Annotated in this window: 26 protein-coding genes, 1 pseudogene and 1 riboswitch; of the genes and pseudogenes, 9 read left to right on the top strand and 18 right to left on the bottom strand. The window is 41.3% G+C overall.

Annotated features, from left to right (window positions below):
* Positions 1-8: 8 nt before the first annotated feature.
* The 8 genes from rpsC to rpsJ are packed head-to-tail and all read right to left on the bottom strand — an operon-like array spanning position 9 to position 4,060.
* Entirely contained in the window at positions 9-701 is a 693-nt protein-coding gene (rpsC, locus tag AB2N10_RS12450) for a 30S ribosomal protein S3 (RefSeq protein WP_354622696.1), read from the bottom strand.
* Between the two features lie 3 nt (positions 702-704).
* On the bottom strand, positions 705-1,040 hold the full coding sequence (gene rplV / locus AB2N10_RS12455) for a 50S ribosomal protein L22 (protein ID WP_354622697.1): 336 nt from the start codon (positions 1,038-1,040) through the stop codon (positions 705-707).
* 8 nt (positions 1,041-1,048) lie between these two features.
* A complete protein-coding gene (rpsS, locus tag AB2N10_RS12460) occupies positions 1,049-1,324 on the bottom strand; it encodes a 30S ribosomal protein S19 (RefSeq protein WP_354622698.1) in 276 nt (91 codons plus the stop codon).
* A 14-nt stretch (positions 1,325-1,338) separates the two neighbouring features.
* Positions 1,339-2,166 carry a 50S ribosomal protein L2 gene (rplB, locus tag AB2N10_RS12465; RefSeq protein ID WP_369433917.1) on the bottom strand — a complete coding sequence of 276 codons (828 nt, stop codon included), beginning with the start codon at positions 2,164-2,166 and terminating at the stop codon, positions 1,339-1,341.
* Between the two features lie 11 nt (positions 2,167-2,177).
* Positions 2,178-2,477: a 50S ribosomal protein L23 gene (rplW, locus tag AB2N10_RS12470; RefSeq protein WP_019613677.1), complete on the bottom strand. Its 300-nt coding sequence runs from the start codon at positions 2,475-2,477 to the stop codon at positions 2,178-2,180.
* Positions 2,474-3,079: a 50S ribosomal protein L4 gene (rplD, locus tag AB2N10_RS12475; protein ID WP_354622699.1), complete on the bottom strand. Its 606-nt coding sequence runs from the start codon at positions 3,077-3,079 to the stop codon at positions 2,474-2,476. Before rplD ends, rplW begins: the two co-directional genes overlap by 4 nt.
* Positions 3,080-3,093: 14 nt before the next feature.
* Entirely contained in the window at positions 3,094-3,732 is a 639-nt protein-coding gene (rplC, locus tag AB2N10_RS12480) for a 50S ribosomal protein L3 (RefSeq protein ID WP_354622700.1), read from the bottom strand.
* 16 nt (positions 3,733-3,748) lie between these two features.
* Positions 3,749-4,060 (bottom strand): 30S ribosomal protein S10, encoded by a 312-nt coding sequence (rpsJ, locus tag AB2N10_RS12485; RefSeq protein ID WP_354622701.1) that lies wholly within the window; start codon positions 4,058-4,060, stop codon positions 3,749-3,751.
* 354 nt (positions 4,061-4,414) lie between these two features.
* Between rpsJ and AB2N10_RS12490 the strand changes: the two genes are divergently transcribed.
* Both AB2N10_RS12490 and AB2N10_RS12495 read left to right on the top strand, forming a co-directional pair.
* The gene (locus AB2N10_RS12490; RefSeq protein WP_354622702.1) at positions 4,415-6,430 is read left to right on the top strand and encodes a GNAT family N-acetyltransferase; all 2,016 of its coding nucleotides are present in this window, start codon (positions 4,415-4,417) and stop codon (positions 6,428-6,430) included.
* Between the two features lie 11 nt (positions 6,431-6,441).
* Positions 6,442-7,134, top strand: coding sequence for a pseudouridine synthase (locus tag AB2N10_RS12495; RefSeq protein WP_354622703.1), 693 nt, complete (start codon positions 6,442-6,444; stop codon positions 7,132-7,134).
* A 57-nt stretch (positions 7,135-7,191) separates the two neighbouring features.
* On the opposite strand, the gene AB2N10_RS12500 is transcribed toward AB2N10_RS12495, so the two are convergent.
* Complete coding sequence (locus AB2N10_RS12500) at positions 7,192-7,971, bottom strand: TIGR04219 family outer membrane beta-barrel protein (RefSeq protein ID WP_354622704.1); 780 nt, start codon at positions 7,969-7,971, stop codon at positions 7,192-7,194.
* A 342-nt stretch (positions 7,972-8,313) separates the two neighbouring features.
* Positions 8,314-8,398, top strand: a riboswitch (cyclic di-GMP riboswitch).
* A gap of 86 nt (positions 8,399-8,484) precedes the next feature.
* On the opposite strand from AB2N10_RS12500, the gene AB2N10_RS12505 reads away from it, so the two are divergent.
* Positions 8,485-8,838: a fibronectin type III domain-containing protein gene (locus tag AB2N10_RS12505; RefSeq protein WP_354622705.1), complete on the top strand. Its 354-nt coding sequence runs from the start codon at positions 8,485-8,487 to the stop codon at positions 8,836-8,838.
* 76 nt (positions 8,839-8,914) lie between these two features.
* Here the strand turns inward: AB2N10_RS12505 and AB2N10_RS12510 are convergent, their stop codons facing one another.
* The 4 genes from AB2N10_RS12510 to AB2N10_RS12525 all read right to left on the bottom strand — a co-directional run bounded on the left by AB2N10_RS12510 (position 8,915) and on the right by AB2N10_RS12525 (position 13,029).
* Positions 8,915-10,333: a DUF3373 family protein gene (locus tag AB2N10_RS12510; protein WP_354622706.1), complete on the bottom strand. Its 1,419-nt coding sequence runs from the start codon at positions 10,331-10,333 to the stop codon at positions 8,915-8,917.
* Between the two features lie 86 nt (positions 10,334-10,419).
* Complete coding sequence (locus tag AB2N10_RS12515; RefSeq protein ID WP_354622707.1) at positions 10,420-10,746, bottom strand: hypothetical protein; 327 nt, start codon at positions 10,744-10,746, stop codon at positions 10,420-10,422.
* Positions 10,747-10,775: 29 nt separating this feature from the next.
* The gene (locus AB2N10_RS12520) at positions 10,776-11,387 is read right to left on the bottom strand and encodes a cytochrome b/b6 domain-containing protein (protein WP_354622708.1); all 612 of its coding nucleotides are present in this window, start codon (positions 11,385-11,387) and stop codon (positions 10,776-10,778) included.
* On the bottom strand, positions 11,380-13,029 hold the full coding sequence (locus AB2N10_RS12525; RefSeq protein ID WP_354622709.1) for a tetrathionate reductase family octaheme c-type cytochrome: 1,650 nt from the start codon (positions 13,027-13,029) through the stop codon (positions 11,380-11,382). Before AB2N10_RS12525 ends, AB2N10_RS12520 begins: the two co-directional genes overlap by 8 nt.
* 380 nt (positions 13,030-13,409) lie before the next feature.
* Here AB2N10_RS12525 and AB2N10_RS12530 point away from each other — a divergent pair, with 380 nt between their 5' ends.
* Entirely contained in the window at positions 13,410-14,000 is a 591-nt protein-coding gene (locus tag AB2N10_RS12530; protein WP_354622710.1) for a PEP-CTERM sorting domain-containing protein, read from the top strand.
* A 115-nt stretch (positions 14,001-14,115) separates the two neighbouring features.
* On the opposite strand, the gene AB2N10_RS12535 is transcribed toward AB2N10_RS12530, so the two are convergent.
* Together AB2N10_RS12535 and AB2N10_RS12540 are read right to left on the bottom strand one after the other, a co-directional pair.
* On the bottom strand, positions 14,116-15,462 hold the full coding sequence (locus tag AB2N10_RS12535) for a CotH kinase family protein (protein WP_369433918.1): 1,347 nt from the start codon (positions 15,460-15,462) through the stop codon (positions 14,116-14,118).
* Entirely contained in the window at positions 15,411-15,917 is a 507-nt protein-coding gene (locus tag AB2N10_RS12540) for a hypothetical protein (protein ID WP_369433919.1), read from the bottom strand. The genes AB2N10_RS12535 and AB2N10_RS12540 overlap by 52 nt, the downstream gene beginning before the upstream one ends.
* Positions 15,918-16,228: 311 nt before the next feature.
* Here AB2N10_RS12540 and AB2N10_RS12545 point away from each other — a divergent pair, with 311 nt between their 5' ends.
* The gene (locus AB2N10_RS12545; protein ID WP_354622712.1) at positions 16,229-18,346 is read left to right on the top strand and encodes a methyl-accepting chemotaxis protein; all 2,118 of its coding nucleotides are present in this window, start codon (positions 16,229-16,231) and stop codon (positions 18,344-18,346) included.
* A gap of 430 nt (positions 18,347-18,776) precedes the next feature.
* On the opposite strand, the gene AB2N10_RS12550 is transcribed toward AB2N10_RS12545, so the two are convergent.
* Positions 18,777-19,640, bottom strand: coding sequence for a YicC/YloC family endoribonuclease (locus AB2N10_RS12550; RefSeq protein ID WP_354622713.1), 864 nt, complete (start codon positions 19,638-19,640; stop codon positions 18,777-18,779).
* Positions 19,641-19,738: 98 nt separating this feature from the next.
* On the opposite strand from AB2N10_RS12550, the gene AB2N10_RS12555 reads away from it, so the two are divergent.
* A complete protein-coding gene (locus tag AB2N10_RS12555; RefSeq protein ID WP_354622714.1) occupies positions 19,739-20,398 on the top strand; it encodes a GTP-binding protein in 660 nt (219 codons plus the stop codon).
* Here AB2N10_RS12555 and AB2N10_RS12560 read toward each other — a convergent pair.
* A pseudogene (locus AB2N10_RS12560) lies at positions 20,308-21,136 on the bottom strand (HDOD domain-containing protein). The gene AB2N10_RS12555 and the pseudogene AB2N10_RS12560 sit on opposite strands and share 91 nt — an antisense overlap.
* Positions 21,137-21,218: 82 nt before the next feature.
* Positions 21,219-21,659 carry an HIT family protein gene (locus AB2N10_RS12565; protein ID WP_354622716.1) on the bottom strand — a complete coding sequence of 147 codons (441 nt, stop codon included), beginning with the start codon at positions 21,657-21,659 and terminating at the stop codon, positions 21,219-21,221.
* A gap of 197 nt (positions 21,660-21,856) precedes the next feature.
* On the opposite strand from AB2N10_RS12565, the gene AB2N10_RS12570 reads away from it, so the two are divergent.
* Genes AB2N10_RS12570 through dapB form a run of 3 tightly spaced genes read left to right on the top strand, consistent with a single transcriptional unit; the run spans position 21,857 to position 23,192 of the window.
* On the top strand, positions 21,857-22,078 hold the full coding sequence (locus tag AB2N10_RS12570) for a DUF1289 domain-containing protein (protein ID WP_354622717.1): 222 nt from the start codon (positions 21,857-21,859) through the stop codon (positions 22,076-22,078).
* Position 22,079: 1 nt separating this feature from the next.
* The gene (locus AB2N10_RS12575; protein ID WP_354622718.1) at positions 22,080-22,409 is read left to right on the top strand and encodes a DUF2956 domain-containing protein; all 330 of its coding nucleotides are present in this window, start codon (positions 22,080-22,082) and stop codon (positions 22,407-22,409) included.
* A 51-nt stretch (positions 22,410-22,460) separates the two neighbouring features.
* The gene (gene dapB / locus AB2N10_RS12580) at positions 22,461-23,192 is read left to right on the top strand and encodes a 4-hydroxy-tetrahydrodipicolinate reductase (protein WP_354622719.1); all 732 of its coding nucleotides are present in this window, start codon (positions 22,461-22,463) and stop codon (positions 23,190-23,192) included.
* Positions 23,193-23,227: the final 35 nt, after the last annotated feature.

The raw sequence follows: 23,227 nt of genomic DNA on the forward strand, positions 1-23,227 counted from the left end.
CGTATCTCCTACTTACCGCGGCTTTTGCGCTTTGGTTTAGATGGCTGTTGTTCTGTTTCTTGTGGCAATAAACCACCTAGAACTTCACCTTTAAAGATCCAAACCTTAACACCGATGATACCGTAAACAGTCAACGCTTCTGAAGTAGAGTAATCGATATCTGCGCGAAGAGTATGTAGAGGTACACGACCTTCACGATACCACTCAGCACGTGCGATTTCTGCACCACCTAAACGACCACTTACTTGAACTTTAATGCCTTTTGCGCCAAGACGCATAGCATTTTGTACCGCACGCTTCATAGCACGACGGAACATTACACGACGCTCTAACTGAGAAGAGACTGAGTCTGCTACTAGTTTTGCATCAAGTTCAGGTTTACGAACTTCTGAAATATTGATCTGCGCTGGAACACCTGCCATTTTAGCAATTGCTGAGCGTAGTTTTTCAACATCTTCGCCTTTCTTACCAATTACAACACCTGGACGTGCAGTGTGAATAGTCACACGAACACTTTTCGCTGGGCGCTCAATTGTAATCTTAGACAAAGAAGCATTTTTTAGCTTTTCAGTTAAGAATTTACGAATTTGAAAATCACTATATAAGTTATCTGCAAAATCTTTTGTGCCGGCATACCAGGTAGAGCTAAATGGCTTAGTGATACCTAGGCGAATACCGTTAGGATGAACTTTCTGTCCCATTGTTTAACCCCTGTCTGATACCACTACTGTGATGTGGCAAGAACGCTTCATTATACGATCGGCACGGCCTTTCGCACGAGGCATGATGCGTTTCATTGTTGGGCCTTCATCAACACAAATTTTTGTGATGTATAGCTCATCAATGTCTGCGCCTTCATTATGCTCAGCGTTTGCGGTTGCAGAATCTACAACTTTTTTAATCAATACTGCAGCTTTCTTAGGGCTGTATGATAAAAGTTCTAGTGCTTTTTCTACTGATAGACCACGTACTTGATCTGCTACCAAACGCGCTTTCTGAGCTGAAGAACGAGCAAATAAATGTTTAGCTAAAGCTTCCATAAATACCTCTATTTCTTCGCTTTCTTATCCGCGACATGGCCACGGTAAGTACGAGTTGGTGCAAATTCACCCAGTTTGTGACCGACCATTTCATCAGTTACAAATACTGGCACGTGTTGACGCCCGTTATGGACAGCGATGGTCAGACCAATCATATCTGGAATGATCATTGAACGACGAGACCAAGTCTTAATTGGCTTTTTCTCACCGTTTTCCATCGCTTTCTCTACCTTCTTCAGCAAGTGTAGGTCAATGAATGGACCCTTCTTGAGAGAACGTGGCATGGCGATACCTCTGCTTATTTCTTGTTGCGACGACGAACAATGTACTGATCAGTACTCTTGTTCTTACGAGTTTTGTAGCCTTTAGTTGGCATACCCCAAGGAGAAACAGGATGACGACCACCCGATGTTCTACCTTCACCACCACCATGTGGGTGATCTACTGGGTTCATTACAACACCACGAACGGTAGGACGAACACCACGCCAACGCGTAGCACCAGCTTTACCTAATTGGCGTAGCATATGTTCTGCATTACCAACTTCACCGATTGTTGCACGACACTCAGCAGGGATTTTACGCATTTCACCACTACGTAAACGTAGTGTAACGTAAGCACCATCACGAGCTATAATTTGGCTGTATGCACCAGCTGAACGTGCAATTTGTGCACCTTTAGCAGGTTTCATTTCTACAGCGTGTACTGTTGTACCTACTGGAATGTTACGCATCGGTAAGCAGTTACCTACTTTGATTGATGCATCTTCACCAGATTGGATTACATCACCAGCAACTAAGCCTTTTGGGGCTAAGATGTAGCGACGTTCGCCATCAGCATAAAGTACTAGCGCAATATTAGCACTACGATTTGGATCGTATTCTAAACGCTCTACTTTTGCTGGGATACCGTCTTTATTACGTTTAAAATCGACTAAACGATAGTGTTGTTTATGACCACCACCGATATGACGAACCGTAATACGACCACCATTATTACGACCACCTGATTTAGATAAAGACTCTAAAAGTGGTGCGTATGGCTTACCTTTGTGCAGGTCTTTGTTTACCACTTTGACAACGTGGCGACGACCTGGAGACGTAGGCTTACATTTTACAATAGCCATCTATAATTCCTCTACTCAGCGCCAGCGAAATCGATGTCTGCACCTTCAGCTAGACTAACGTATGCTTTTTTCCAGTCGCTACGGCGACCCATACGTTGACCAGTACGCTTGGTTTTACCCTTCACGTTTAGTGTGCGAACACCAGTAACTTCAACTTCAAACAGTTTTTGAACTGCCGCTTTGATTTCTGCTTTAGTCGCAGTACCTGCAACTTTGAATACCATAGTGTTATGGTTTTCAGCAGATAAAGTTCCCTTTTCAGAGATATGCGGGGCTAGAATAACTTGCAGTAAACGTGCTTCACTGATCATGCTAGGCTCTCCTCAATCTTTTTCACTGCATCTGCAGTTACTAAAACTTTATCAAATGCGATTAGACTTGCTGGATCAATACCTTGCACATCACGAACATCTACTTTGTAAAGGTTACGTGCTGCTAAGAATAGATTTTCATCTAATTCTTCGGTAATGATTAGAACATCTTTAAGATCCAGTTCTTTTAACTTCGCTTTCAGCTCTTTTGTTTTTGGAGCTTCAACTGTGAAGTTTTCTACAACGATTAGACGATCCTGACGAACTAATTCAGACAGAATGCTTCTCACTGCGCCACGGTACATTTTTTTGTTTACTTTTTGGCTGTGATCCTGAGGACGCGCAGCAAAAGTAACACCACCGCCAACCCAGATTGGGCTACGGATTGTACCTGAACGAGCTCGGCCAGTCCCTTTTTGACGCCATGGCTTTTTACCACCACCACGAACATCACTACGGGTTTTCTGAGCACGAGTACCTTGACGAGCACCAGCTGCATATGCAACGACCACCTGATGAACTAGGGCCTCGTTGAATTCACGTCCAAAGGTAGCGTCAGAAACTTCAAGTGCACTTTGTGCATCTTTCAATACCAATTCCATTACTAAATCCTTGGTTATGCTTTAACAGCAGGTTTAATGAACACATTGCCGTTTTTCGCACCTGGTACTGCACCTTTAATGAGCAGTAAGTTGCGTTCAACGTCTACGCGAACAACTTCAAGATTCTGAGTCGTAACACGCTCAGCACCCATGTGGCCAGACATTTTTTTGCCTTTAAAAACACGACCCGGTGTTTGACACATACCAATCGAACCATTAGAACGATGTGATAGTGAATTACCGTGTGTCATATCTTGTGTGTTAAAGTTCCAGCGTTTAACACCGCCTTGGAAACCTTTACCTTTAGACTGACCTGTAACATCTACTTTCGTATTTTCGTTGAAAAGCTCAACACTTAGCTCAGCGCCAACTTTGATATCTGCACCTTCGTTATCAGCAAGAGTAAACTCCCACAGACCACGACCAGCTTCTACACCTGCTTTCGCAAAGTGACCAGCTTCTGGTTTGTTTACACGGCTAGCTTTCTTAGTGCCAGCTGTTACTTGAATAGCTTGGTAGCCATCAGTATCAAGTGTTTTAACTTGAGTAACGCGATTTGGTGTACATTCAAGAACTGTAACTGGGATAGAAACACCATCTTCAGTGAAGATGCGAGTCATTCCAACTTTACGACCTACTAGACCGATTGTCATTGTTGTAACTCCTTATCTAACCCAAGCTGATTTGAACATCAACGCCAGCAGCTAGATCTAGCTTCATTAGTGCGTCAACAGTCTTTTCAGTTGGTTCTACGATATCAATCAAGCGCTTGTGAGTGCGGATCTCATATTGGTCACGTGCATCTTTGTTTACATGCGGTGAAATCAATACTGTGAAACGCTCTTTACGAGTTGGTAGTGGAATAGGACCACGTACCTGAGCACCTGTGCGCTTTGCAGTTTCAACGATCTCCGCCGTTGATTGATCGATCAATTTATGATCAAAAGCTTTAAGGCGGATACGGATTCTTTGGTTCTGCATGGACCAAAACTCCAATAGTTAAAAATACAACATACAAACAAACACCTGACGAACTATCTAAGATAGATCTCAAGTGCTTATTCAAACTAGTCGCTCCCCAATCGGGAGTCATTTTCGATAACCTAATAAAATGGTTATGGGCTTATTGCCCACCTACCATATCGGTAAGTGCGGTGCATAATACAGTAAATGTGAAGCAATGCAAGTTTTTCTTAACTTGAAATAGAAAAATTATCGTAAAGATCTTTTTCGGATCTTATGCCATTACATTTTATCCTTAAGGCGCTTTTTCTCAGTAGTTTGCGCTTGCTACAATGCTATACTTTCCACTCGAATCAATAAATAGGATCTCCTGTGCACGCGTTAATTTCACTTATCGATCATCTTCAACTACAGGCGCAGGCCAGCAACCATCGGCAAATATTACGCTTACGTGGAACAACCAGCTGGTGTTTTCAACAATGTAGCGTATTAATAGAAGATCTTCCGCAGCCCTATTTTTGGATTGGTGATGCACCGACAGGGGTCACAACAACGCCTTACCAAACAATATTAGGCCAAGAAACCCCCCTTCTCTTTATTAATGCTATTGCTGAATTTGATGCCAATGCTTTTGCAGCTGCGGAAGGCACCTTACGTGGAGGGGGATTATTGATATTACTTAGCCCACTCACTATCGATGACAGTGATTACTTTTATCATTTTATTGATAAGCAACTACAGCAATATAATTTCATCACAATTGCAGAAAATGCACCTATTGCTCAAATTAATAATACCTTCTCTCCTGCCACTTCTTCTTTTTCGATTAACACAAGGGAACAAGAATACGCAGTAAGGGCTATTGTTAAAACGGTGACGGGACATCGACGCCGTCCACTGGTTTTAACGGCAAATAGAGGAAGAGGAAAATCAGCTGCGCTTGGAATTGCTGCGGCAACACTACTCCGTAATGGGATAAAGAAGATTTTAGTTTGTGCACCGAGTAAACGCGCCACATTTACCCTTTTTAAACATGCAAGTTTATTACTGGGCAAGGAAGCGCATCAATATGCTATTATTAACGGTAACCAATCTATCCAATTTATCGCCCCGGATGCACTGCTAGAAAACAGACCAAATTGCGATCTTTTGATTATCGATGAAGCCGCCGCGATCCCTATCCCAATGTTAGAAAGCTTTGTTTGCCACTACGCTCGCATTGTATTCGCTAGCACATTACATGGCTACGAAGGTTCAGGACGCGGGTTTGCATTACGCTTTCAAAAACGTTTAACGGAAATCGCACCGCAGTGGCGAAAATGTCATCTGAAAACGCCGATTCGTTGGTCTGAAAATGATCCCCTTGAACATTTCACTCTAAATAATCTCTGTTTAAGCGATGATGCAACGACTCCGCAGCAATATGATGAAGCGCAACCGGTACAGTTTTATCGCGTAACAGCAGCAGAGTTAATTGCCGATAAAAATCAATTAACCACTATTTTTTCGCTTTTAATTAATGCACATTATCAAACCAAACCTTCAGACCTCGCAATGATGCTTAATGACAATGCCATGCACATTTTCCTCTTTAAACAAAACCAGCAAATTCTCGGTGTCGCATTAGTTAATTCAGAAGGCGGATTTTCACCGCTTTTAGCAGAACAGGTATGGCAAGGAACACGCAGAGTTCAAGGCAACCTGATTGCCCAATCCTTGACTTTCCATTCCGGCCATCAAGGAGCAGCGCAGCAACACTTTGCCAGAATACAACGGATTGCCATTCATCCCACATGCCAACGACAAGGAGTGGGTAAGTTATTTGTAAAATCGTTAACAACTTGGGCCTTGGATAACCACTTCGACCATCTTGGAGCCAGTTTTGCGGCAACGGCTTATCTTTTATCCTTTTGGCAACAACTTGGTTTCACTACCTTACGAGTAGGAACAACACAAGATAGCAGCAGCGGTGCACATTCACTGATTGTTAATTACCCGCTTTCAAATCAGGGAAAAAAATTACACCGAACCATTCAGGAAAACTTCCAATTACAACTGCCGCTACAATTAAGTCGTCACCTACAACGTCTTGACCCTGAGTTAGTATCGGCACTATTAGCGGAATTAAATAATCAGCCACAAGACACTACTCAATTAATCAGTTATATTGCTGGTAACCGCCCTTTTGAAACCGTTGAATATCAATTGCAACAATTACTGCTAAACAGCAATTTACACCGTTTAGATAAAAAGCAGCAGTCACTCGCTATACAAAAAATACTGCAAAATAACAGTTGGCATGAAGTCTGCGATAAAAATCAATATACAGGCAAAAAAGAAGCGCAACGCGCATTAAAAAATGCCATTCAACAGCTCACTCAAAAATAAGAAACGATTCGATGCGATTAGATAAATATATATGCCAGTCTACGACACTTACCAGAAGCCAAGCTAAAAAAATGATTTTGCAAGGGCGAGTGAATAATGGCCAACAAACATTACGTAATAGCGCCTACAAAGTACAAGATGGCGAACTCATTACACTTGATAACAAGGCCATTACCTTACGGGGCAACCGTTACATTATGCTCAATAAACCGCAGGGTTTTATCTGCTCTACCGTCGATGAACATCTACCAAGTATCTTAAACTTGATCGATGTCGACCATGCAGAACAACTCTGTATCGCAGGGCGTTTAGATGCCGATACAACCGGTTTGACACTAATCACCGATGATGGGCAGTGGTCACACCTCATTACCAGTCCTCGTAAAAAGTGTGCCAAGCGTTATCGCGTTACGATTGAGCAGCCGATCGATGACCATTCCTGCACACTGTTTACACAAGGTATACAGCTCAAGAGCGAACCCCACCCCTGCTTGCCAGCAAAAGTAATAATTGAATCGGATCTAGAGGTGCTACTAACCATTAGTGAAGGGAAATATCATCAAGTGAAACGCATGTTTGCAGCGATCGGCAACCATGTGACTGCATTACATAGAGAACAAATTGGCGATATTCAGTTAGATGCCGAACTGAAACCAGGAGAATGGCGCTATTTAAACGAACAAGAAATAAATAGTGTCGGTTAGATAATAAACAGGCATCAAATGGTTGATGCCTCTCTTTACCACTTAACGACTATTGCATTAGAAATGTAACTGTAAACCTGCGTAGGCACCTTTAAACTCAGCATCTGCATAGATGCCACTAAGATCTTCAATATCAAATTTAATATCGCGGTAGCCAAATTGCACCGTCGCATCTATCGCAAGTGTTTCAATCATATTCCAGAAAATACCACCTTGAATATCATGCACATGATGATCATCGTAGCCAATCCAGTTTACTTCACCATAAACGCCTAATCCAGTAAAGGGTAAGCCAATTTCAGCTGCCACATAACCTAACGGAATAACCCCATTGTAGGACTCTTCTGCGCTCTGTGACAGGCTATTGCCCTGATTATCTTCTACTGTACCATCAAGTTTTACCTTAAAATCACCATATTTAGCATTAAGCCCCAGATCAAGGGAGACAATATCGTTATCTAAGATTTCGTAATAGAGAATAAAATCGAAATGATCCAATTTTGCATCCACAGAGGCATGTCCGGTGAAGGTATAATCACCAAATTCCAAATTGTTAACATCACTATACCCCTTTACATCGAGTTGGTTATAGCGAATTTTAATATTAGGTATTACTGGAATAGGATGCTCTAAAGCGACCCAGAAACTCCCTTTGGTCTTATCATCCAGATTAAACGATTGCATTGTGCCATCTTCACCAAATGAACCTGAAGATTCCATATTCCAAATCTGCGCACCGGCATAAAGGCCTGCTATGGTGTCAGCTTGTACGGCTAATGGGGTGAATAATAGTGGAGAAGAGAGCGCTAAAACGCTAAAGCGAAATGTATTATTCATAAATTTATCCTTAAAAGTAGTTAATCCATTTAAACAGTGATTATTGTCACCTGATAATGAAATTCGCGCAACTACATTACCATTCTATTACCCTCTAGCTAATAATTAACCCAACGCGTCACTCATTTCATTTTCGAGTGACCATTAAAATATAATTTATACAGTACATATTTAAACTAAAAAACAACACGTTATATTTAAAAAAAATCAATGTGAACAGAAAACATCATGAAACAATCAAAAGCGAACTTGTATTGTACAAAAAAACGACATAAAATCATCGCGTAAATAGAAATTAAAACAAATTCACAAATTTCAACTCAGTTTTCACTAATATTGTTCGCTAGAAAATAGCAAATTGAGGGAAACCTTAAGACGCAAAACCACCGGCCTGTAGAGTAAGCTCCATGGCAGCGGGGTTACCGAGGCAATGATAGACCCATCATACCTCTACTTTTTTATACTTAACAATGTTATAGGATGACTGAATTATCATTTTTTGTAGGAGACAAAATGCATAATTCACCCCTATCATGTAAGCACTTATTATTAATGATCTTATCTTTACTGCTCTTTTCCTGTGTATCATCCGAATCGGACTCCAGTGATCAAATAATTGACCAACCGCTTGGTGAAAAACTTCAACTTGTTATCTCGTGGTATGATAATTCAGATAATGAATCAGGCTATATCGTCGAACGCCGCCTAGCAGGAGAAGATGCCTATGACCAAGCAATCTTCCTTCCTCAAGATAGCGACCGCTATGACGACAAAACGGCGTTCACTGGGCAGACATATTGCTATCAAGTTAGTGCATATAACCAAGCGGGTAAGTCCGCATCTGATGAAGTTTGCATTGCAATTTAATCGCTATTAAAAAGTGAAAAGCCGCAGGTAATATTGACTTATTATCATGCGACTTGATTTAACTGATGCAGATAGGTTAATAGTTGTAACGGATCATCGCGCGGAAATCTTGTGCCGTATCAGCCACCATTCCTCCCATTCCCATCATATTCGCCTCTTGCATCGTCATTGGAGCACCACTGTTACCAAAGAATCCATTACTACCGGAGTACTTATAATCAATATAGGTATAACGGAATTGTAAATAGAGCGTTTCACCAATAATAGGCAAATTATAATAAGCTTCATAGGCATCACCGCGTGCTGCTATTTTAGAGCCAATTAACGTATCTTCGCCATAGGTAAATGAACGCCAATATTTAGAGCCGTGATTGAATTCAAAACCGAATCTATCATCAGCTAAAAAACCAGGTATTGTTGCACCAAGCCAATAGGAATAGCCTTTTTCATCCTCCTGTGACCCTAACATTCCGTAGTTCCCACCTGCGGATGTACCACCATCGGGTAATGTCTGAGAGGCTGATACCGATGCAAATAAAACCGTATCATCCAAAAAGTCATTAATAAATTCACCGACACCATTCACTTGCACAGATAAAGTGAAATTTTGCAGATCACCTAATTGCTCAAAGCCTGTTGGTTGAGGCGCCATAGGATTAGAATAATCGTAGCCCATATCAAGCATATTGGTGGCGTAATAGTATTGCGCTTTAATATCATATTGACCATCATTATAGGGAGTAATAATAAAGCCAATCATGTCTATATTATCCGTCGCTCCCGTATCAGTATAATCATGTCCAGAGACAGAAAATCGTGGCGTACTCGTCGCACTCAAGCCTCGACCAGCACAGATTTTAGCATCCATACCAGCAACACCCGTTATTTTCTCAAGTTTTGCACTTAAACTTAGGCCATCAAATTCGACATTAATAGAATGTCCAAGTGGCGATTTTGCACTGTCATAACCTTCTCGAATGTTAGCAAGAAAGCCGTTCGTGGATGGGCGACGACCAATACTCGCCGTCCAAGGTATTTGATCATTACCTAAAAATGAATCACCGAGATATAACATATATACCTCCTTCACCTTAAGGCTATTATCATCTAAGTTTTCGTTAGTAACCCAATCAAAATCGCCCATTCCCGGATCGTAGGGGTCACTATTAAGCCCTGTTTGCCCAAATGCTTTGTTATATGAGAGTAACCCTTTAAAAACAAGGTTATCAAAGGGCTGATACCCCATACCAATCTCTAAGCGATTAGCTAAAAGGTCATGATTATGTAGTTTAGAGCCATCGGCCATCTTATAATCAATACTGTCCATCGTAACGCGATAATCAGCACTTAGCTTAAGGTTATTTCCACCTACTTTTTTTTGTAATTCACGCACTTGTTCTTTTAAGTCTGCAATATCCTGCGCCTGATCAGCCTGAACTGTTGTTGAAAAGGCAATGAATAAGGAGGCGGCGATTAGCGATAATTTTTTATTCATAATGTGTCATCCCTGTCTTATTAAAAATAGAAGGAAACTACCTATTAGTTTTCCATCATGCATTTGTAGAACTAACTAATTCCGTTTTAGTTACAACTAGCAAGCTCCCCACTGTCTGCGGCATACTTCTCGGCAAAATCAGCTAAATCTGGCGCTATTTTCTGAAATGTATCACCATTTAAAAACTCGGCAGAATCAGGGAATTTCTTTGTATATTCCTTAATAAAACGTTTGGCATCATTCTTAAACAATCGTTTCCACTCAACCTTTAAGTGCTGACTAGCAAACTCCTGCCCATTGATAGCAAAATGGGGACGCAAGTACTTCAAGTAATATTTTTGCCCCTTCGCTGCATCTGCAAACACATTAAAAGTTAACATTAGCCCAAGTGTTAACATTATTAATTTCTTCATATCTATCTCCTCAGCTTAATTAAAAATGATTATTCTTCGATTTTTTCTTTACCGGTGATCATGGCCTTAATATGCGTTGATAACTTCTCTCCAAAGGTGATCATATAAAGATGAATGACTACAAAACTAAGCAAGGCATAGGCATTAAAGGTGTGTAAAATAGCAATTAAATCGACATGTTCTATGACGCCTGCCGCCCGTAAATCGGGAAAAAAGTAGAAAGCAAAGCCACTAATAACCTGTAACGGCAGCAGAGCGAATAAAATCGCAATGTAACCTAGACGCTGTAACGGATTAAATTTATCTTCTGGCGTTATATGATGCGGATGTTTTTCTCCCTTAAACACACCATATAGATAAAAACGCAATGTCCCTTCCACCCCTTTTAAGGTGGGAAAATATTGCTGCCACTCACCCGTGGTCAAAATCCAGGTGTAGATCAAGACAACGAGCCCCGTCCAGACAAAACCAATGAGGTTATGTGTCTCAACCGCCGTTCCAAAACCAAATAAAACAAACAATCCATGCATTTCCAATCCTGAGAGCAATAACAACACAATCATCAATGCTTGCGCCCAGTGCCAAAATCGCTCAAAACGCTTAAAAAGCACCACAATTTTACTGCCAGACAGATTACTCATAACCTTCTCCTTGCTCTTGCTTCACTGACATTTTTTTTCTTCTAATAGCCGCTAGATAACGTAAAGCGCCATGTCCAATTACCCCCAGTAGGCCGCCAATAACAGCGAACAAAGCAAATAACTCCACCCAGAAATTACTATCTCGACCAATTAAGTAAAAATCATTTAATCCCGCTAAACGACTATCACGAGAATGACAGGAATGGCAATCAACCGCCTCTTCTGCAGGTGCAACCATATGTTTAATAGGCCAGAATCCATTGGTTTCAATAAAATCAAAGTGCCCACTAAATTCAACTTCGTTTAATTGAGCACCTGCGGTTAATGCTTTCTCCCAGTCATACTCAGTCCATAGTGCCCCAGTGCCCTTCTTACCATATAATTTGATCGGCAAAATGCGATTAAACTCGGTGTCATAGGGTTGCTTACCACGGTGTACTTTAAAGGGCCAAATACGTGCATCGGGATCGTTGTAATTCCCCGTCGGTGGATTAATATCAATTGGTGCACTGCTAGGATCAATCACCGTTTGTAGGGTTTTCTGGATTAATTCACCTTTATACCAACGGTATTCAGGCGTCACATTACGTCCCCAAGTGAATGTACCCTTTTTACTCATATAACTATGTGCTTCCACCCCATCAAATACCTTCTCTTCCGTATAGGGTTTACCATCTTTCATCTTCGTTGCCGTAGACCAATCCCAACTCAACTTAGTGAGATAAGGACCGCGCGCCATTTCAGGGATATGACAAGAGGTACAAGCAACCTTAGCGGTATGATTATCAATCTCACGGACTTCATGTGGTTTTTCACCATGGCAGGATTCACAGGCGACATTTTTGCCGTCACGTTCGATACGCCCCATATCTTTTTTATGGTCGATAAAAGCTTTTTTACCGTTATAACGCCCCGCAATTTCATGGCCACTGGTTTTATGGCAAGTTTGACAACTGAAATTTAGCTTATCAGGGCTCATGTGCACATCAAGGGAGTGGACAGGATCAACTAATGACATGTCGGTGTCGCCGTGTTTTACACCATTACCGCCACCACCATTAGCATGACATGCAAGGCAGTTTTCCCGTTTAGGTGCTCCGACACTTTTTGCTACGGCTTTAAGGTCGACCGCGGGTTGAAGAAATTCACCGAGCTGCGTCGCTTCATAGTAAGGATGTCCCGACATCGCCGCCGATTTTTTATATGTTCCTGTACCATCATGACAAACTAGGCAATCAACATTCTCTTCCGCTTCCTGATCAAAATCATCATTACGCCAACCATAGCCCGTATGACATTGTGTACAACTCTCATTACCACGTGCAGAAACACAATAGTTATTAAAACCATTTTTGCCCTTACCAACCATTTGCTCATCGACTTTAGCAGCCCATTTCCAATGGAAGGTTTTATGCACCTGCTTGGCAGCCTCGGTGTGGCATTCCAAACAAGCTTCAGTAACATCAGGCGCATAATCAAAATCCTGATCAAGGGATTCAAATTTACTGTGGTCTGCGGTCATCCTTGTGCGATTTAGATCTACCGCAGAAGCATCAGAATCCGTGGCCAACACCGTATTAATCCAACCTAATAGCAATAGTGCGATTATTGCTGTTGCTTTTCCTTGCATCATAACGCTCATGCTCCTAGCTTCCTGTAGTAACAAAAATACCCCCAATAGGGTATACAGCCATATTGAGTTAATTATGGCAAAACAACATGAGATAAAACTGTATTAGATCAACCTTTAGTTAATAAAGCTACATTAGATAAAACTAATTCAGAAAATGGTAATTAAGTCACACTAATGAAGCATAAATTACATTAAGGGCAGGCAGCTAAGAGGTGTCAGCTTTTTTTACAAAAAAAATAAGTTAGGTTGAAAAAAGAGAGTATAGGAAAACAAAATATATATAACCATATGAAATTACATACCTATTAATAACTGGCAAGAAAAATGCAAAACTAAGCATGGTAACTCGTTTTATATGCAATCCTAGACAACTTAAGAAGGAAATAAAAATGATGTTAATTAAATCAATGTTAATCTCCGCTTTAATGCTTGTTTCAACCGCATCTTTTGCAGCGCCAATCACCTTTATGTCAGGTCTCGATGACGGTTGTGCTAAATGTACACTAAGCAATCAAAATGCTGGAACCTATGTCAACCCGACGGGTACTGATCTTGATGGTGCAAGTTGGATTCAACCCGATGATGCTTGGAATGTTATTGGGGATTACCGAGTATGGGAATTAGATTTGAATAAAAATGGCATGGATAATTATATTTCATCGCTATTTGTTTCATATGATGATTCATTAATAATTAAGAGCCAAGGAAATGTACTCTTTAACTCTGACGATTATGGCATTGCTTCCCCATGGAAAAAAATTACTGATGTTATTGCTTTAACCGGTGAGCTTTTCGTAGCTGGCAATGGCCGCCTAAACTTCTATGTAAATAATATAGGGGGCCCTACTGGCGTTATCTGGAAAGGTACTGCCAATGATGTAAGCACACAAGAAGTACCTGAGCCTGTAACAATTGCGCTACTTGGTATGGGACTATTTGGATTAGGAATGACTCGCAGACGTAAATCATCTACTAAGTAAATGATTGATAACATACCTTCTATAACCCAAAAAACCCAGATAGATTACCTAACTGGGTTTTTCGTTTTCTAATTAATTTTAGCTACATTTTTAATGACGTTTTAGCTTCGGGTTGTTAATGCGCCATGCGTCGTCTGGTCAATAGCAACAGATACAACAACACAACAATCATTACAGAGCTACTTCCACCCGAGGAGGATTGTGAAGTTGGTTCCACGCTCGACTCGGAACCATTATCAGGGCTAGGATCTGGCACAGTAACGTTCAATTTATCAATTTCATAGCGACCATCAAGCGCATAAAAAGTAATCCGATATTCTCCCTCGCCTTCAGTAAATAGAATATCAGCACCAGTAGCATCGACGATCCCATCGGCATTATCATCACCTAAGTTTTGACTCCAATCTGCATTTATATCGAACTTAAAGCGCCCTGCACCAGTGGCGTCACTCTGAGGCCCATTCGTCACGGTAATACGCCAAATATTAGGCTCTACTTGCTCCATCAAACTGGCAGCCCAATTATTGCTGACGCCACGGTAATAAACCGTTGCATAGATATTTTCAACACTACCCAAGGCTTTCAATACCGCATTACGGCGAGTCTCATACCAATTTTTACCTGAATCTAGAGTAAATATTCTATAGCGACTTTCATTGCCCCAACTAGCGGGTCTATCATTGATGACTTCATTATCTCCCGTGTCATTTTCCAACTCATCACGGATCAACTGATGTACATTTTCTATCCATGGCAAGGAGTCCTCCTGACGCATCAGCCCCGACTCTGTGACCAACTCTTTAAGATAACCTTGATACTCTGCACTATAGCGCTTAATCGCTAAAATTTTCCGTACCAACAATGGCGCATCATTAGCAGAGGCAAACTGCAATGGATCGCTCTCCCCCACATCTCCGACCAACAATGAGGTTCCTAGGGTATTATCAGTATCATAAGGAACAAAATGCATAACTTCACTTTCATCAATATAAATAAAAAAGTTATTTCCATTACCCCAGAAACCATCCCAATGTCCAAGCACAGCCTCGCTTGCTAAACCTTTAAGTAAGAGGGGAATATTAATATGCAGAGCAACATAGTCCTCAAATGCTTGCCCCTCTAAATTGCTAAAGTTCTGTGCTAATTCGACCAATTGCGCATGTGCTTGCGTATATTTACTGCCCTTACTTTTATATTCAAAACTAGCTTGATCAGAGTCACCTACCCCCCCCCAACTGTCATTGATCCGTGAAAAATGCGCTTTACCCCAAGCTTTATGATTACCTTGCCACAAGAAACCACTGTCATTGTCTGGGCCAAAACGTTTATCTAAATATTCTTTACGATTAACGCTTTCATTCATTCGATAAACACCAAAATAAACGCTGGCTCGGTTACCCACGGTAATATCTAGGCGTGCGTAGGTCGAAGAGTGCGCCGTCCAAACATTAAAATTATGCATAATATGATTAGATAAAGGCTCTGAACATAGCTTTGATCATCTTTAAAGCGCTTCAATTTAAGCTTGCTAATGCCACTCAACACTTGATTATCAACAAACTCATCAAAGTCGAGAGTAAAGTTAGCTTGCGCATAATTGCCATTTTCCTGCTCTGGTAATTCAAAACTGGTGTTACCACTAATCTTGATGCCGATATTATTTAAGGGATACTCGACACCGCCTTTAATAAAGGTCATATCGCCACTCACTACCTCACGAACACTACTGGTGGAACTGAGCAACACATGCCATTGATCTTCACTAAAATGCAGTTTTATTGTCGGAAGATCATCAATATCAAACCAAAATTGGTGTTCTGGATCTTGCAGATAAGTCGTATCATTAAAAGCTTGGCTAGCTGTTGTCACGAGTAAATAAAGCAACCCGAACATTATTGAGAGTTTTTTGAATTTCATAGTTTTCCCTTTGCAGTAGCACTATTATCTTTTTATTTTGATGTGCTTTTATACGCTAATCACACAATAAAAACAGTGACACTTAAACGATTGATAAATGACCAGAACAAACCAATATCACAATTTAAAAATAAATTAATCTAGAAATGCGAACCATACTTAGCGACAGGCTCATAGCCACGACAATGATCGAGATGCAACTTTTAGAACAAGGGCCATGCCCGTTGGTTATACTCGGCAAGCGGTGCTACTGTTGTAAGAAGGCATCTATTTAATTTCAGGCAACCGTTCTATGATTTATGGAGAAAACCATGCGCAAACTATCCATCGCGACCAAACTACTTTGGATCACCTCTGCACTCTTTCTGATCATTGTCAGCGTACTATCCTTTAGCTTATGGTGGTCTTTGAGTAATAAAAATGCAAAATTAGCAGAACAAGTTCAAGGCACCATGCAACAAGAGACTCAACAGCGACTCAATGCCAAAGCAGGCGAATATGGCGAGAAAATAGCAGGTTTCATTAACGAAGCTTACCGCATTCCATTTTCCTTTAGCGGGATTATCGAAACGACAGCACAGCAGCAACCATTAAGCCGAGAAAACATTGAAACAGCAGTGACCGCTATACTACAAAAAAATAGTCAACTCTCATCCATGTATGCCCAGTTTGAAGCCAATGGTTACGATGGCCTAGACAGCGACTACAGTGGAAGCCATAGCCACAGTGTACCAGATGCAGGTTCCTTAGAAATTTATTACACACGTAATAATGACGGTAGCGTAGAGCACCATCAAATCACCGATGCTACGTCCAAATATATCGCTACACTTAACGAATTTGGGATACGCGAAGCAGAATGGTATTTATGCGCCAAAGAGAGCAAAAAGCCTTGCTTAATGGAGCCATACCTCTATGAAATCAGCCCTGGCAATGAGGAATTGATGACTTCATTAACGGTACCTGTGGTGGTGAAAAATAAATTCATCGGCTTGGTAGGGGTTGATATCAATTTACCTATTTTTCAAAAGCTAATTAATGAACTATCCAGCAGTCTCTACCAAGGCCATGCCAAAGTAACCCTTTTAAGCGAAAAAGGATTAGTCGTTGCGGCCAGCCATTACACAAAAAAAGCACGTCCATTATCAGAGTCGATAGATCCCACTCTTGCCAAACAATATCAAAACCTAAACCAGAATGACGCCTATATGGAAACTACCGATAACATAGTCGTCGTTTTCCCTGTGACCATTCCCATCGCAGATGCACATTGGTCGCTACTTATCGAAGTGGCTAAAAGCGATGCATTGCAGGCTGCCATCGCCATGGACGAAGCGATGAGTGATATGGAAAGCTCCTTAGGTAGCCTGTTACTGATAGTTGGGAGCATAGTCTCTGTAATTGCAGTGGCTGCGATTATTTTTGTGATCCGCTCAATTATCGCACCACTGCACATGATCCAGAGTCGAATTGAAAACCTCGCCAGTGCCGAAGGTGATTTGACTCAATCGGTATCAGTACAATCACATGCCGAATTAATCGCGCTAGGAGCTGGCATTAATGGCTTTATTAGCAAGCTTCGAATACTGATCAGCGAGCTCAAAGAGTTAGCTTCCAGCTCACAAAAAGAAAGCCAGAAAGTTGCCAATATTGCGCAACAAACCCGTGCCAGCGTGGATCGTCAGTACCACGAAATTGAAAGTGTGGTCACCGCCGTTAATGAAATGAGCGCCACCGCCTTAGAAGTAGCCAAAGCATCTGAACAAACCGCTTCGGAAACCGAAGCGATGAGTGTCAATGTTAAAACCGGTGAAGAAAGCCTCAGTAAAGCGATGACCTATGTAAACAATATGTCGCAAGAGTCGCAATTGGCTAAACAAGCGGTTGCTAAAGTGGCCGAAAGTAGTACTAATATCAGTAAAATTTTGGAGGTGATTAGCGCCATTGCAGACCAAACCAATCTACTTGCATTAAACGCAGCAATTGAAGCAGCCAGAGCAGGTGAACAAGGCAGAGGCTTTGCAGTAGTCGCCGACGAAGTGCGCACACTCGCCTCTAAAACCCAAAGCTCTACCAGCGAGATCAGTAAACTGATTGATTCATTACAAGGGGAGGTTAAAAGCGCCTCAAAAATTATCGACCAAGGCGCCGATGGCGCACTGTTAGCTGTGGAACAAACCCAATCCGCATTGCATTCACTTAACACTATTGTTAGTCAAATTGAGGCGGTTTCTAGTCAAGTAACACATATCGCCACCGCTGCCGAAGAACAAAGCGCCGTCACCGAAGAGGTCAATCGTAACATTACTGGCATTTCCGATTCAGCTTCTGAACTCGCTCGTCTCGCCGATGAAGCCCAACAGAGCAGCATGAGCCTAGCCGAACTCGTTGTTCAGCAGGATCAACAACTGAAAAAATTAAGAACCTAAATCGCCGCGACCATCCCCTGTTCGGGGATGGCTACCTAGTGCCACCTTATTGTTGACTCATAACGATGGCTATTCAGAATAATAATAGAAAAGTTTTTCCTTTAAACTCCACCTGCTTGCTTAGTGACCGCAATCAGGGTCACCCATTAGTTAGTTCCCGAACGCAAAAGTATAGGCCTTCACCGTCTGAATATTTTTTGGGGTCGGCTTTGCTGTATACAATAACCTGTCTGCTGTGAGTTTTCCCATGTTTACTCCATAGTTGCTGAAATAATGGAGGGGCAATAATGGCTGCCCACCATTCTACCCACCACTAAACAGGTAGTTGGTAACGGACATCTGCAAACCGATTTGTACTGGGGAAATAAAAAATCCCTGTATTTACAAGCAACCAACAGGGCTTCTAAGACATTCTTGGACGGGTAAAACACTATTCGATATTCTGCACCTGCTCGCGCATCTGTTCGATTAACACTTTACACTCAACGGCGGCGGCGGTGATATCGGTATTGATCACTTTAGACCCTAGTGTATTCGCTTCGCGGTTAAATTCTTGCATCATAAAATCTAAACGACGCCCTACTGCCCCGCCTTTTTTAAGTACATTGCGCGCTTCACTAACATGCGAATCGAGACGATCTAACTCTTCTGCGACATCGGATTTCTGTGCTAATAAGACCAACTCTTGCTCAACGCGATTACTGTCTAAATCGACATTAGCATCTTCGAATTTTTTTAGTATGCGTGCTTTTTGCCACGCTTGCACCTCTGGCATAAATGAACGAACTTTAGCCGCTTGTTGTTCAATAGCATCTAAACGTTGTTCAATTAATAGTGCGAGATTGCTTCCTTCCGCGGCACGTGAAGCGATAAATTCATTCATGGTCGCTTGGAAACCCGCCATTAATTCAATTGCAATGCTATCGAAATCTTGCTCTGGCGCTTGCATGACACCCGACCATTTTAAAATATCTACAGGATTTAATGTCCCCGTACCCGCGGTATCTAATACCCATTGCGCATTTTGAATCAATTGAGCAGCAAGATTGTAATTCATAACCAGTGCATTCTGACTACTATCATTGCTTTCAAAACGAAGGTTACACTCTATTTTTCCGCGATCTAATCGTTTGCGAAATATCTCTTTTAATTTCGTTTCCAAACCACGAAACTGCTCAGGAAGGCGAAAATAAGTTTCTAAGTAACGTTGGTTTACTGAGCGAATTTCCCACACTGCGGTACCCCAATCACCTTTAAATTGCTTACGCGCAAATGCTGTCATGCTGTAAATCATAGCTACCTCGAATAATTAAACAGTAAATTTAATTTTGCAGTATAACTGAGGATGGCCTAAACATGCTACGATAACCATGAATTAAGGAGTCTATTTTCATGGTAAAGAAAATTAATTGTCATATTGTGAGCGGTTTTTTAGGCGCAGGTAAAAGTAAACTAATTGAGCGACTAATATCCTATAAACCCATGCATGAAAATTGGGCTGTGTTGGTCAACGAAATCGGTCATCACCAATATGCGCAGGCCCATGCTTTGGCTAATAACGTTGTTGTTAAAGAGATCTATGGCGGCTGTTTATGTTGTAGCGCAGGCATGCCTTTTCGTGTGGCATTAAATAATTTAATCAAAGAGAGTGCACCGCAACGCATTTTTATTGAACCCGCAGGCTTTGGTCATTTAGTTAATATTAAGAAGTTATTACAGGGGCAGTTTTACCAGCCGATACTCTCCATTGAGAAAACAATTTGTTTACTTTCAGAGGAGCAATTGAGTGATGAGAAATATCGTTTGCATGACGGTTATCTCTCTTTAATAAAAGAGTCTGATAAGTTATGGGTAAATTCAGAAAAAGCTTATTCACTCGCTAAAAAAATGGCCGAGCAATATGCACGGCCAATTTACCTTTTACAACAAAACAGGCAGGATTTAACTGCTTTAATTTCAGATCAAGATGACATTAGACGGCCTAATTCTTCTCCCTCTTCTATCATCTGTGCAAATTCATCCACTAAGCCCTCTTTATTTAACGCGATATAGTCGGTCAGTGCTGCGGGAAAACGCGCGACTATCATTGCTGGTGGTAATTTTGCCCCCCATGCAAAACTGGCAAAGACAGATAAGCGAATAAGAATCGCCGCTTTAGAGGGCTGCTCATAGGAGAGCGGATCAAGCTGTTGCTCTATTGCATCGCAAAATACCGTTGAGAAATCCCAATGTTTCGCTAACTGTGCACCAACTTGACTATAGTCAAATCCGAAAGTTTCACGCTGAGCGGAAAGACGGTTCACCACTCTCAACCGCCATCGCAATTAAAGAACATTCCTGCGGTTTTAATATTTGCAGTAACAATTCACCAATGTTATGCATCATTGCACAGGTAAATGCGGTCTCTTGATTAACGTTGGTATGTTTTGCTAATTTTTTAGCAATGGTGGCGGTAATAAATGTATCTTTCCAGAATTGATTTTTATCAAAACTAGGGGTCGATGGGAATGTATTAGAGAGTGTCGCTGCGACCACAATGCTACGCACTTGATTGAATCCTAAACGGATCACCGCTTGCTCAATGGACTCGACCTCTTTTCCGCGACGATATGCAGCAGAGTTAGCAATACGAATCACTTTCGCACTGATAGATTGGTCCATGCCAATTTTTTTGGCAATGTCTTCGACTCGGACATCTTCGTCTGAAAAACTTTGCATTAAATCAAGCAGCAAAACAGGCAACACGGGTAGTTGTTTTACTTCTTTAAATAGTTGTGAAAGTTCAAGCATTCCACATTCCCTTTTAGTAATCGTCTCTATAATCTAGCAAATTAAGCTTTTGTGCGGGTAAATGCAACAAGCAAACAAGTCTTTATTGAGGTGGCGCAAACTCAAATAGTGTAATCATCTTCTGTTGACAAAATAATTTTAATTTATTTTGAATTTCGATAACATCTTCAATTTTATAGGGCTGCTTATGGGTCGTCCCCCAAACCACCCCTGGCCAACAAAGGTCTGACTTTGTTCGCGCAATAATGTGCAAGTGCATCTGCTCAACAATATTACCAATACTCGCAACATTGAGTTTATCACAGCAAAAATGCGTTGTTAAAAATTCACTTAAAAGATTGCTATCTTGCTGTAATGCATGCTGCTCTTGTGGCGTCAACATGTACAACTCGGTTTGCGTGGTTTTGGGAACAATAATCAGCCAAGGAAAATGACTATTATTAAGTAACAGCCAAAGGCTGCGATCGCTTTCTGCCATGAGATGGCAATCTTTATGTAAGCGAGGATCTAATGTAAATGGCATGCATACCCTTATTATCGTCAATGAATGGAGATGAATTATCCTCCTTTGTAATTAAAAATCCTAACGAAAGATAAATTCAACGAAGAAAGTATTGTTTAACTCATGATTCTCACTCGCAAAATTGTTAAACTCACTTTCTTATTACAAGGAATCTATTTTAATTAGCTTTACAAACCAATTATGCAAAGGATGTCATCATGAAATTCAGCCCCTGTACCAATAATTGCACCAGTGGCGGTAACTATTGCCAAGGATGTGGTCGTAGCCATCAAGAGATACGCGAAACTAAAGCCATTGGCGCAACATTAGTCGCTCATCTATTTAAATATGGCTATGATGATCCGGAAAATTTTTTAGATGTTCTCTGTACTAAATCACTCAACCGTTTAGCAGCACTAAAAGAAGAGAAACGTAAATAACATGAGTAAGTATGATGCTATATCCAGCGAGACTCAGGATGAAGCAATGGTTATTGCAAAGAGCACGCAAAGACCTGGACAAACGAAAGAGCAAACAAGGTTGATTGCTTTAGGTATTCAAAAAGGCATTGCTGAATATAAAAAATCAGCTAAAAACAAGCAACGCCAAGCCGATAAAGCTAAAAAATCCAGAATAAACAAAGTAACGCAAACGAGTGAGCAATCTGAAAATGCCCCCCTTCCTCAAACAAAAAATGCTCGTGGCGCATTACCCTGGGGTTTATTAATAACTAGCTGGGCACTGTTTGCACTCTATTTTTTTACTCAGTGATGAATTCCTGTTCATCGCGTTTTTATCACATAATAAAAGCAAGGAATAACAATGGTTACAGTTATCGTAAATGGCGCTAAAGGGCGTATGGGCAGTGAAGCCGTGAATGCAATTAACAATGATCCCGAATTACAGCTCGTTGGTGAATGTGATTTTGGTGATGACCTTGCTGAGCTGATTAGCACAACAAAAGCACAAGTAGTCGTTGACCTAACTGCGGCTTCTGCGGGTTTTAATAATACGCAAATCATTTTAAACGCGGGTGCTTGCCCTGTGATCGGAACAAGTGGTTTTCAAGTTGAACAGGTTAAACAGTTACAAGTGCTTGCACAACAGAAACAGCTCGGTGGGTTAATTGCGCCTAATTTCTCAATTGGTGCGGTATTGATGATGAAATTTGCCGCTGAAGCCGCTAAATATTTACCCGATGTCGAAGTGATCGAGGCGCATAGCCCACAAAAGGAAGAGAGCCCGTCAGGTACAGGCATTCGTACTGCCGAACTGATTGCCGCAGCGCGTACTAAAGCGGCAACGCCTTGCAGCGACAAAGAATTAATTGAAGGTGCTCGTGGTGCAGAACTGCATGGCGTCAAATTACATTCAATACGTCTACCAGGTGTCGTTGCACAACAAACGGTATTCTTTGGCGGGCAAAGTGAAACGCTGAAAATAGAGCATAATTCACAACATCGTGAATCCTTTATGCCTGGAATTTGTCTCGCTTGTAAAGAGGTCGTAAAACGTCAAGAGTTAGTATACGGTCTAGAATTTTTGATGGATTAATCATAAGGAGGGGGGATTAACTCCCCCTCCTCGTT

This window comes from Psychromonas sp. MME1 (assembly GCF_041080865.1).
In the GTDB taxonomy this organism is placed as follows: Bacteria; Pseudomonadota; Gammaproteobacteria; order Enterobacterales; family Psychromonadaceae; genus Psychromonas.

Coding starts and splice junctions, on each gene's coding strand:
- rpsC (WP_354622696.1), bottom strand. CDS start 701: ATGGGACAGAAAGTTCATCCTAACGGTATTCGCCTAGGTATCACTAAG.
- rplV (WP_354622697.1), bottom strand. CDS start 1,040: ATGGAAGCTTTAGCTAAACATTTATTTGCTCGTTCTTCAGCTCAGAAA.
- rpsS (WP_354622698.1), bottom strand. CDS start 1,324: ATGCCACGTTCTCTCAAGAAGGGTCCATTCATTGACCTACACTTGCTG.
- rplB (WP_369433917.1), bottom strand. CDS start 2,166: ATGGCTATTGTAAAATGTAAGCCTACGTCTCCAGGTCGTCGCCACGTT.
- rplW (WP_019613677.1), bottom strand. CDS start 2,477: ATGATCAGTGAAGCACGTTTACTGCAAGTTATTCTAGCCCCGCATATC.
- rplD (WP_354622699.1), bottom strand. CDS start 3,079: ATGGAATTGGTATTGAAAGATGCACAAAGTGCACTTGAAGTTTCTGAC.
- rplC (WP_354622700.1), bottom strand. CDS start 3,732: ATGACAATCGGTCTAGTAGGTCGTAAAGTTGGAATGACTCGCATCTTC.
- rpsJ (WP_354622701.1), bottom strand. CDS start 4,060: ATGCAGAACCAAAGAATCCGTATCCGCCTTAAAGCTTTTGATCATAAA.
- AB2N10_RS12495 (WP_354622703.1), top strand. CDS start 6,442: ATGCGATTAGATAAATATATATGCCAGTCTACGACACTTACCAGAAGC.
- AB2N10_RS12500 (WP_354622704.1), bottom strand. CDS start 7,971: ATGAATAATACATTTCGCTTTAGCGTTTTAGCGCTCTCTTCTCCACTA.
- AB2N10_RS12505 (WP_354622705.1), top strand. CDS start 8,485: ATGCATAATTCACCCCTATCATGTAAGCACTTATTATTAATGATCTTA.
- AB2N10_RS12510 (WP_354622706.1), bottom strand. CDS start 10,333: ATGAATAAAAAATTATCGCTAATCGCCGCCTCCTTATTCATTGCCTTT.
- AB2N10_RS12515 (WP_354622707.1), bottom strand. CDS start 10,746: ATGAAGAAATTAATAATGTTAACACTTGGGCTAATGTTAACTTTTAAT.
- AB2N10_RS12520 (WP_354622708.1), bottom strand. CDS start 11,387: ATGAGTAATCTGTCTGGCAGTAAAATTGTGGTGCTTTTTAAGCGTTTT.
- AB2N10_RS12525 (WP_354622709.1), bottom strand. CDS start 13,029: ATGAGCGTTATGATGCAAGGAAAAGCAACAGCAATAATCGCACTATTG.
- AB2N10_RS12530 (WP_354622710.1), top strand. CDS start 13,410: ATGATGTTAATTAAATCAATGTTAATCTCCGCTTTAATGCTTGTTTCA.
- AB2N10_RS12535 (WP_369433918.1), bottom strand. CDS start 15,462: ATGCATAATTTTAATGTTTGGACGGCGCACTCTTCGACCTACGCACGC.
- AB2N10_RS12540 (WP_369433919.1), bottom strand. CDS start 15,917: ATGAAATTCAAAAAACTCTCAATAATGTTCGGGTTGCTTTATTTACTC.
- AB2N10_RS12545 (WP_354622712.1), top strand. CDS start 16,229: ATGCGCAAACTATCCATCGCGACCAAACTACTTTGGATCACCTCTGCA.
- AB2N10_RS12550 (WP_354622713.1), bottom strand. CDS start 19,640: ATGATTTACAGCATGACAGCATTTGCGCGTAAGCAATTTAAAGGTGAT.
- AB2N10_RS12555 (WP_354622714.1), top strand. CDS start 19,739: ATGGTAAAGAAAATTAATTGTCATATTGTGAGCGGTTTTTTAGGCGCA.
- AB2N10_RS12565 (WP_354622716.1), bottom strand. CDS start 21,659: ATGCCATTTACATTAGATCCTCGCTTACATAAAGATTGCCATCTCATG.
- AB2N10_RS12570 (WP_354622717.1), top strand. CDS start 21,857: ATGAAATTCAGCCCCTGTACCAATAATTGCACCAGTGGCGGTAACTAT.
- AB2N10_RS12575 (WP_354622718.1), top strand. CDS start 22,080: ATGAGTAAGTATGATGCTATATCCAGCGAGACTCAGGATGAAGCAATG.
- dapB (WP_354622719.1), top strand. CDS start 22,461: ATGGTTACAGTTATCGTAAATGGCGCTAAAGGGCGTATGGGCAGTGAA.